General features: G+C 62.9%; 6 protein-coding genes. All 6 read right to left on the bottom strand.

What is annotated here, in order from left to right; all coding sequences use genetic code 11:
• Positions 1–245: 245 nt before the first annotated feature.
• The 6 genes from ACODSV_RS35405 to xylF all read right to left on the bottom strand — a co-directional run bounded on the left by ACODSV_RS35405 (position 246) and on the right by xylF (position 8205).
• The gene (locus ACODSV_RS35405; RefSeq protein ID WP_150056390.1) at positions 246–1313 is read right to left on the bottom strand and encodes an ABC transporter ATP-binding protein; all 1068 of its coding nucleotides are present in this window, start codon (positions 1311–1313) and stop codon (positions 246–248) included.
• Positions 1310–2884 (bottom strand): ABC transporter permease, encoded by a 1575-nt coding sequence (locus ACODSV_RS35400; RefSeq protein ID WP_150056391.1) that lies wholly within the window; start codon positions 2882–2884, stop codon positions 1310–1312. Before ACODSV_RS35400 ends, ACODSV_RS35405 begins: the two co-directional genes overlap by 4 nt.
• 18 nt (positions 2885–2902) lie before the next feature.
• Complete coding sequence (locus ACODSV_RS35395) at positions 2903–3919, bottom strand: iron ABC transporter substrate-binding protein (protein WP_150095467.1); 1017 nt, start codon at positions 3917–3919, stop codon at positions 2903–2905.
• Between the two features lie 467 nt (positions 3920–4386).
• The gene (locus tag ACODSV_RS35390) at positions 4387–5523 is read right to left on the bottom strand and encodes a sugar ABC transporter permease (RefSeq protein WP_024074736.1); all 1137 of its coding nucleotides are present in this window, start codon (positions 5521–5523) and stop codon (positions 4387–4389) included.
• Positions 5524–7071 (bottom strand): D-xylose ABC transporter ATP-binding protein, encoded by a 1548-nt coding sequence (gene xylG / locus ACODSV_RS35385; RefSeq protein WP_041161155.1) that lies wholly within the window; start codon positions 7069–7071, stop codon positions 5524–5526.
• A 135-nt stretch (positions 7072–7206) separates the two neighbouring features.
• Positions 7207–8205, bottom strand: coding sequence for a D-xylose ABC transporter substrate-binding protein (gene xylF, locus ACODSV_RS35380; RefSeq protein WP_024074738.1), 999 nt, complete (start codon positions 8203–8205; stop codon positions 7207–7209).
• Between the last annotated feature and the right edge of the window lie 140 nt (positions 8206–8345).

Here is an 8345-nt window from a genome sequence, read left to right as displayed (position 1 = left end):
TAGGGTTGTTGTGGCGAGCGGGCTTGTCCCGCGTTGGGGTGCGAAGCAGCCCCGCAACCGGCCTCTACAGAGTGTCTGATACACGGCGGTCTTCTTGACTGGGGCTGCTTCGCAGCCCAACGCGGGACAAGCCCGCTCGCCACAGGGAGATCTGTCAGGGGCCGTTACCGCAGCAACGGATATGTCCTCACTCCAACCCACAGGTTCAGGGCCACGCCTATGCCCGAGAAGGTAAACCGCAAAACTCAGCGGGGGCTGAGGGCCGCCGGTTTTTTCAGCACATGGGCCATGCCCACCGTGCTGAGATACACCACGCTGCCTGGGTTTGGCGCTTGCAGGCCCGAGCTGCGCACCAGGATGGCCTGGCCAGGCGCGTCCTCGCCCGGTTGCAACGCCACGGTCAGGGTGCAGGTATTGCCGCCGAATTCGCGCTCGGTGACCACACCACGGCAGCCGGATTCGTCGGTGGTACTCAGGTGCAGTTGCTCGGGGCGCAGCATGATCTGTGCCGCACCATGATTGGCCTGGCTGTCGACCGACACGCGACCCAACGCACAGTGAGCCCAGCCCGCCTCAATCCGCGCGGGCATGACCACGGCTTCGCCGAGAAATAACGCGGTTTGCTCGTCCACGGGGTACTGGTAAAGGTTCATCGGATGACCCGATTGCACCAGGCGTCCCTGGCGCATCACCGCCAACTGGTCGGCGAACGACAGCGCCTCACTCTGATCATGGGTGACCAGGATCGTGGTGATGCCCGCATCACTCAGCAACCGCGCTACCATCTTGCGCATGGCCGAGCGCAGGCCGGTGTCCAGTGCGGAAAACGGTTCATCCAGCAGCATCAGCCGGGGCTGTTGCGCCAAGGCCCGCGCCAGCGCCACGCGCTGCTGTTGGCCGCCGGACAGCTCGTGGGGCCAGCGCCGGGCCATGTTGGCGTCGAGGGCCACGCTGTCCATCAGTTCGGCGATGCGTTCGTGCCGTGCAACGTGCTTGGCCGCGAGGCCGAAGCCAATGTTGTCGGCCACAGTCATGTGCGGGAACAACGCACCGTCCTGCGGCACATAACCGATCTGGCGCTGGTGGGCCGGCACGGCGTGGATGTCGTCGACCAGCACCTGGCCGTTCAGGGTCAGGCTGCCGCTGTCGGGGAATTCAAAGCCGGCAATCATCCGCAGCAAGGTGGTCTTGCCGGAGCCGGAAGGCCCGACGATCACCGTGCGGCTGCCGTTGGGCACCGCCAGGCTGACGTCGGCCAAGGCCGCTTGGGTGCCGAAGGTTTTGCAAAGAGCAGTGAGTTCGAGGGCGTTCATCGGCCGGCCGTGCGTTTGGATTGGTGGTAGAGGAGGCCGGTCAACGGCAGTGAGAGCAGGATCATGATCAACGCGTAAGGCGCCGCGGCGGCGTAGTCGATCTCGCTGGTCATCGCCCAGAAGCCGGTGGCCAGGGTGCGCGTGCCGTTGGGCGCGAGCAACAGGGTGGCGGTCAGCTCGTTGGTGATCGCCAGGAACACCAGCGCCGCTCCTGCAGCGGCGGCCGGGGCCGCCAGGCGCATCGTGATCAGCCACAGGGCGCGGCCCGGCGAGCGACCAAGGCTGCGCGCCATGTTTTCCAGTTCCACCGGCGCCTGGGCGATACCCGCACGCAGGCTCACCAGCGCCCGTGGCAGGAACATCAGCAGGTAGGCGAGCAGCACGGTGATCGTCGTCTGGTAGATTGGCCGGGCGAAGTGGATGGTCACCGTGACCAGCGCCAGTGCCACGACAATGCCGGGCAACGAACTGGTGATGTAGTTGCAGCTTTCCAGGATGCGTTGCAGGCGCCCCGGCGCACGAATCGACAGCCAGGCAATCGGTACCGCCGCGCAGGTGGTCAACACCGCACCGGCAATGCCCAGCAGCACGGTTTGCTCCAGCGCCGGCAGCAGCTCGCTGAACTGCCAGACCTCGCGCCCACCGGCGACCAGCCATTTGCCCAGGGTGACCAGCGGCACGCCGAGGGCCAATGCACAGGTTGCGGCTTGCAAGCCGAGGGAGAGCATGCGGGTGACGGCGCTCAGCCGCACGATGCGTTGCTCACGGGCACTGCCGGAACCGACCCGGGCATAACGTGCGTGGCCGCGCGAGGCGGATTCGACGGTGAGCATCGCCAGGCAACACAGGGCCAGCACGGCCGCGAGCATATTGGCCGCCGGGCCGTTGAAGGTGGACTTGAACTGATCGAAAATCGCCGTGGTGAAGGTGTCGAAGCGGATCATCGCGTACAGGCCATATTCGGCCAACAGATGCAGGCCGACCAACAGCGCACCGCCGCAGATCGCCAGGCGCAACTGCGGCAACACCACCCGCCGGAACACCGCCCAGGGCTTGAGGCCCAGGGATTCGGCCACGTCTTCAATCGCAGGGTCCAGCCGGCGCAGGGTCGCCGCCACCGGCAGGTACAGAAACGGGAAATAGGCAATCACCGACACCAGCACACCGGCCGGCAATCCATGGATCGACGGCACGAGGCTGACCCACGCGTAACTGTGCACAAACGCCGGCACCGCCAGCGGCGCGACCGCCAGCAACGACCAGGCACGGCGGCCGGGCAGGTCGGTGCGCTCGGTCAACCATGCGAGCGCGACGCCCAATACGATGCACAACGGCAAGGTGAACAGCACCAGTAGCACGGTGTTCGTCAGCAACTCGCCGACGCGAGGGCGCCATACCAGCGCTTCGATTTGCGCCCAGCCGATTTGCCACGACACGCCGATCACAAACGCAATCGGCAGCAGCGCCAACAACGAAACCAGTACCGACAAACTGGTGACCCACGTGCCCCCACGGCTTTTGAACAGTCCGTGGGGGCGTTTGCGTAGCTGCGCGTGGGCGATGCCGGGTATCGACGATTCAGGCAACAATCAGAGCAGTCCGGCCTGGGTCATCAGCTCGACAGCCTTTTTGCTGTTGAGTTTCGACGCGTCGACCTTAGGTGCATCCAGTTGCGCCAGTGGCATCAGTTTGGGGTTGGATTGGGCGTTCTGGCCGACCGCGTATTCGAACGAATTGCCGTCCTTGAGGATCGCCTGGCCGTCTTTGCCGGTGATCCACTTCAAGAAGGCCTGGGCCTGTTCCTGATGCTTGCTGGAGGCCAGGACACCGGCACCGGAGATGCTCACAAACGCGCCCGGGTCCTGGTGCTTGAAGTAGTGCAGCTGGGTGTTCTTGCTGTTTTCACCGGTCTTGGATTGGTCGACGAAGCTGTAATAGTGATAGATCACACCGCTGTCGACCTGGCCGGCGTTGACGGCCTTGAGCACGGCGCTGTTGCCTCGGTAGATGCTCGCGTTGGCCTTCATTGCCTTGAGCCAGTCGAGGGTCGCGGCTTCGCCCTTGAGTTCAAGCACGGCGGCGACGATGGCCTGGAAGTCGGCACCGGCCGGTGAAGCGGCCCAGCGGCCTTTCCAGCTTGGCGAAGCCAGGTCCAGCAGGGATTTAGGCAGGTCGACCTCTTTCAGTTTGCTCGGGTTGTACACGAACACGGTGGAGCGCGCAGCGATGCCCACCCATTTGCCATGAGCCGGGCGGTAGGCGGCGTCCACCTGTTGCAGGGTGGTCGGCGCTACCGGCGCGAACAGGCCAGCGTTGTCCACCAGCACCATGGCCGGGGAGTTTTCGGTGAGGAACACATCCGCCGGAGAGGCCGCGCCTTCCTGCACGAGCTGGTTACCCATCTCGGTGTCGTCGCCATTGCGGATCGTCACCGGAATCCCGGTTTCCTGGGTGAACCCTTCGACCCAGGCCTTGGTGAGGCTTTCATGCTGGGCGTTGTAGACCACGATGCCGACCGGCTCGCTGGCGGCATACACATGCCCGGCGCTGACCAGGGCGGTGGCCAGCAGGGCTTTTTTGACGAACGAAGGAAGGCGGGTGGTCATGCGGTGAGCGCTCCGGGTTTGTATGGCGACACGGGAAATCCGCTAGAGGTCGATTGAGACGAAACCAATAGGAATCATTTGCATGTTTAGGCGCGGCGAATGTAGAGCCGGGAATGAGAAAAAAACGTCAAAAAAATGTGATAAACGGGTCGCGAGCGCACGGGGTTGAAGGTGGTCGAAGCATTTTGGGTGGCCAATCATCAGCTATTGACGTGGGGAGCGATTGCCTACCTCTTTTATCTTGGTGTTACCCCATTCAAGAAAGCTGCTGGCACTGTAGATGTCGACTGACCGACCGCCATCGGGGGCAAGCCCCCTCCCACAGTTTTGACCCCGTTCAGGCAGTGATTTTTGAGGCGGTCAATGTGGGAGGGGGCTTGCCCCCGATGACGGAGGGTCAGTTGATACCTGTATGACTGACACACGGCTATCGGGGGCAAGCCTCCTCCCACATTTATCCTGCATTCCTACCGCCGACCTGTGCGGGTACTCACATCCACCCACACCGCCAGCACCAGGATGCTGCCCTTCACAATCATCTGCCAATAACTGTCCACATCCAGCATCGACATGCCGTTATCCAGGCTGGTGATCACCAGCGCCCCGAGCAGCGCGCCATACACTGTGCCCGAGCCGCCGCGCATGGATGTACCGCCGATGAAGCACGCAGCGATGGCGTCGAGTTCGCCCATATTGCCCGCCGACGGTGAGCCCGCCGCGAGGCGCGCGGTGTTGACCAGGCCGGCGAGGGCGCACATCACGCCCATGATCCCGAAGATCCACAGTTTCACCGCCTGCACATTGATACCTGACAGGCGCGTGGCTTCCATGTTGCTGCCCACCGCATACACGCGGCGGCCGAACACGGTCTGGCTGGTGACGTAGCTGAACACGCCAAGCAGCACCAGCAACAGCAGCACCGGCACGGGAATGCCGTCGTAGCTGTTGAGGGTGGTGACGAACCCAGCCAGCACCGCGCCGATCACCACCACGCGCAGTACGTCCCGCACCAGCGAGTGCGCGGCCAACCCGTGCAGTGCGCGGTTGCGCCGTTGTTTCCAGGTCAAGAACAGGGTCAGGGCAAACAGCAGGACCCCAAGGCCAAGCCCCACCGAATGCGGCAAATACCCCTGGCCCACATACACCAGCGATGGCGACACCGGCGCAATGGTGGTGCCGCCGGTAATCCCCAGCAGAATCCCGCGAAACGCCAACATGCCACCCAGGCCAACGATAAACGACGGGATGCGCAGGTAGGCGGTCATGTAGCCGTTGGCCAAACCGATCATCAAGCCACACAGCGCCACCAGGCTGAGGTTGGCCAGCAACGGCATGTGATAGACCACATCCAGGATCGCCGCGAGCCCGCCGAGCAAGCCGAGCAATGAGCCCACCGACAAATCGATCTCCCCGCTGATGATCACCAGCACCATGCCGCAGGCCAGGATCCCGGTGATCGACATCTGCCGCAGCAGGTTGGACAGGTTGCGCGGAGTGAGGAAACCGCCCTCGGTCTGCCAGCTGAAAAACAGCCAGATAAACGCCACGGCGATCACCAGGGCGAGCATTTTGTAGCGGGTAAACAGCTGTTTGACCTGATTCATCTACGCGGTTTTCCGATCGTTATTATTGTTTTGGCTGAGCGCGGCGGCGAGCACCTGTTCCTGGGTGAGCCCCTCGTTGATGAAGTCGCCCCGCAACTGGCCGTCGCCGATCACCAGCACGCGGTTGGACACACCGAGTACTTCGGCCAGCTCCGACGAGACCATGATGATCGATACACCTTCGGCCGCCAGCGCGCCCATCAGTTTGTAGATCTCATACTTGGCCCCCACATCCACCCCGCGTGTGGGCTCGTCGAGGATCAGCACCTTGGGCTTGGCCATCAGCATTTTCGCCAGCACGGCTTTTTGCTGGTTGCCGCCGGACAGGCTGGTGATCGGCAAGAACGGGCTGGCCGTCTTGAGGTGCATGCGCGCGATCTGTTGGTCGATGCTGCCCAGTTCGGCCTCGGCGTCGATACGGGTCAGGTGCGCATAGGTGTCGAGCACCGCCAGGGTGATGTTCTGGCCCACGCCCAGGTCGGGAATGATGCCTTGGCGCTTGCGGTCCTCGGGCACCATGCACAGCCCGGCGCGGATCGACTTAAGCGGTGTGCGCGTGTCGATCAGTTGGCCGTCCAGCCACACCTCGGCGCTGTAGCGGCCGGGGTAGGCGCCGAACAGCGCCGACACCAGTTCCGTGCGCCCGGCGCCCACCAAGCCGGCGATGCCGAGGATTTCGCCGCGCTTGAGCACGAAGGAAATATCGTCGACGCGTTTGCGCTTGGGGTTGTCGACGTCGTAGCAAGTCACGTGGCGCGCCTCGAAGATCACCTCGCCCACGGCATGGGGCTCGGTGGGGTAGAGGTTGCTCATCTCGCGTCCGACCATCTGCGTGATGATGCGCGGGATATCCATATCGGCCATGGCGGTGGTCGCGATGTGTTTGCCGTCGCGAATCACTGAGATGGTGTCGCACACCGCCGCGACTTCATCGAGTTTGTGGGAGATGTACACGCAGGCCACGCCCTTGGCCTTGAGGTCGCGGATGATGTCGAGCAGCACCTCGATCTCAGAGCGGGTCAGGGCCGAAGAGGGCTCGTCGAGGATCAACAAGCGCGCCTTTTTGTTCAGGGCCTTGGCGATTTCCACCAGTTGCTGGTAGCCGCCGCCGTACTGCGACACCGGCAGCGCGACGTTCATGTCCGGCACCTTGAGTTCGCGCATCAACGCTTCGGCGCGGTGCAGCATCGCCGGGTAGTTCATGCGCCCGCCGGGCAAGGTCAGCTCGTGGCCCATGAAGATGTTCTCGGCCACCGACAGGTCGGGCACCAGGGTCAGTTCCTGGTGGATGATGACGATACCGGCGGCCTCGGTTTCGCTGATGGACTGGGCCTTGAGCGGTTGCCCGTCCCAGAGGATTTCACCCTCCCAGGTGCCGTGCGGATAGACGGCCGACAGCACCTTCATCAAGGTCGACTTGCCGGCACCGTTCTCACCGCACAGGCCGACACATTCCCCCGGCCGCACCTTGATATCGATGCCGTTCAGCGCGTGGACACCGCCAAAGGTTTTGACGATGCCGTTCATTTGCAGCAGGTAGTCGGACATGACCATGGCTCACACAAAAGGCCGAAGAAACGCGGGTTCCCGTAGGAGCGAGCTTGCTCGCGAAGAACCCGAGGACACCGCGGTCATCCTCAATGCCCGCGTTATCGTTGACGTTTTTCGCGGGCAAGCCCGCTCCTACTGGCCAATCTGTTCTTTGGTATAGAACCCGTCCTTTTCCAACAGGTCGATATTCGCCTTGGTCAGCGGGGTCGGGGTGAGCAGGATGGTGTCGACTTTCTTGCTGCCATTGTCGTACTGCGAGCTGTACGTCGGTTTCTCGTTACGCGCCAACTGCACCGAGAGCTTGGCGGCTTCGGTGGCGATCAGCTTGAGCGGCTTGTACACGGTCATGGTCTGGGTGCCGTCGATCACGCGCTTGACCGCCGCGAGGTCGGCGTCCTGGCCCGAGATCGGCACCTTGCCCGCCAGCTTCTGCGCGGCCAGGGCCTGGATCGCACCGCCGGCGGTGGCGTCGTTGGAGGCGACGATGGCGTCGATCTTGTTGTTGTTCCGGGTCAGGGCGTTTTCGACGATGCTCAGGGCTTCAGTGGGGTTCCATTCCTTGACCCACTGCTGGCCGACAATCTTGATGTCGCCCTTGTCGATGGCCGGTTGCAGCACTTTCATCTGGCCTTCGCGCAGCACCTTGGCGTTGTTGTCGGTGGGCGCGCCGCCGAGCAGGAAGTAATTGCCCTTGGGCGCCGCTTGCAGCACGCCGCTGGCCTGCATCTCGCCGACTTTTTCGTTATCGAAGGAGATATACGCGTCGATGTCGGCGTTGAGGATCAGGCGGTCATAGGACACCACCTTGATCCCGGCTTTCTTGGCCTCGGCCACGGCGTTGGTCAACACGGTGGCGTTGAACGGCACGATCACGATCACGTCGACGCCACGGGAGATCAGGTTTTCGATCTGGGAAATCTGCTTCTGCTCATTGGCATCGGCAGACTGCACGAAGACCTTGGCATCGAGTTTTTCCGCCGCGGCAACGAAGTAGTCACGGTCACGGGACCAGCGCTCCAGGCGCAGGTCGTCGATGGAAAAACCGATTTTCGGGTGGGCAGAGTCAGCCATCACCGGCAGGGCGAGCAGGGCCAGGGCGGTGGCGAGCAGGGTACGTTTGAATGACTTCATGGTGGTGCGTCCTTTTATTGTTGTTGGAAAGACACTGGGTGAAGACTCTAGGTGAACACTGTAGTTGTGGCTAACTGATTAGTGGTGACAAGTGCTGTACCTGTGGCGAGCGGGCTTGCCCCGCGTTGGACTGCGAAGCA

This window comes from Pseudomonas sp. FG86 (genome assembly GCF_057808775.1).
This window is presented reverse-complemented; position numbering and strand designations above follow the sequence as displayed.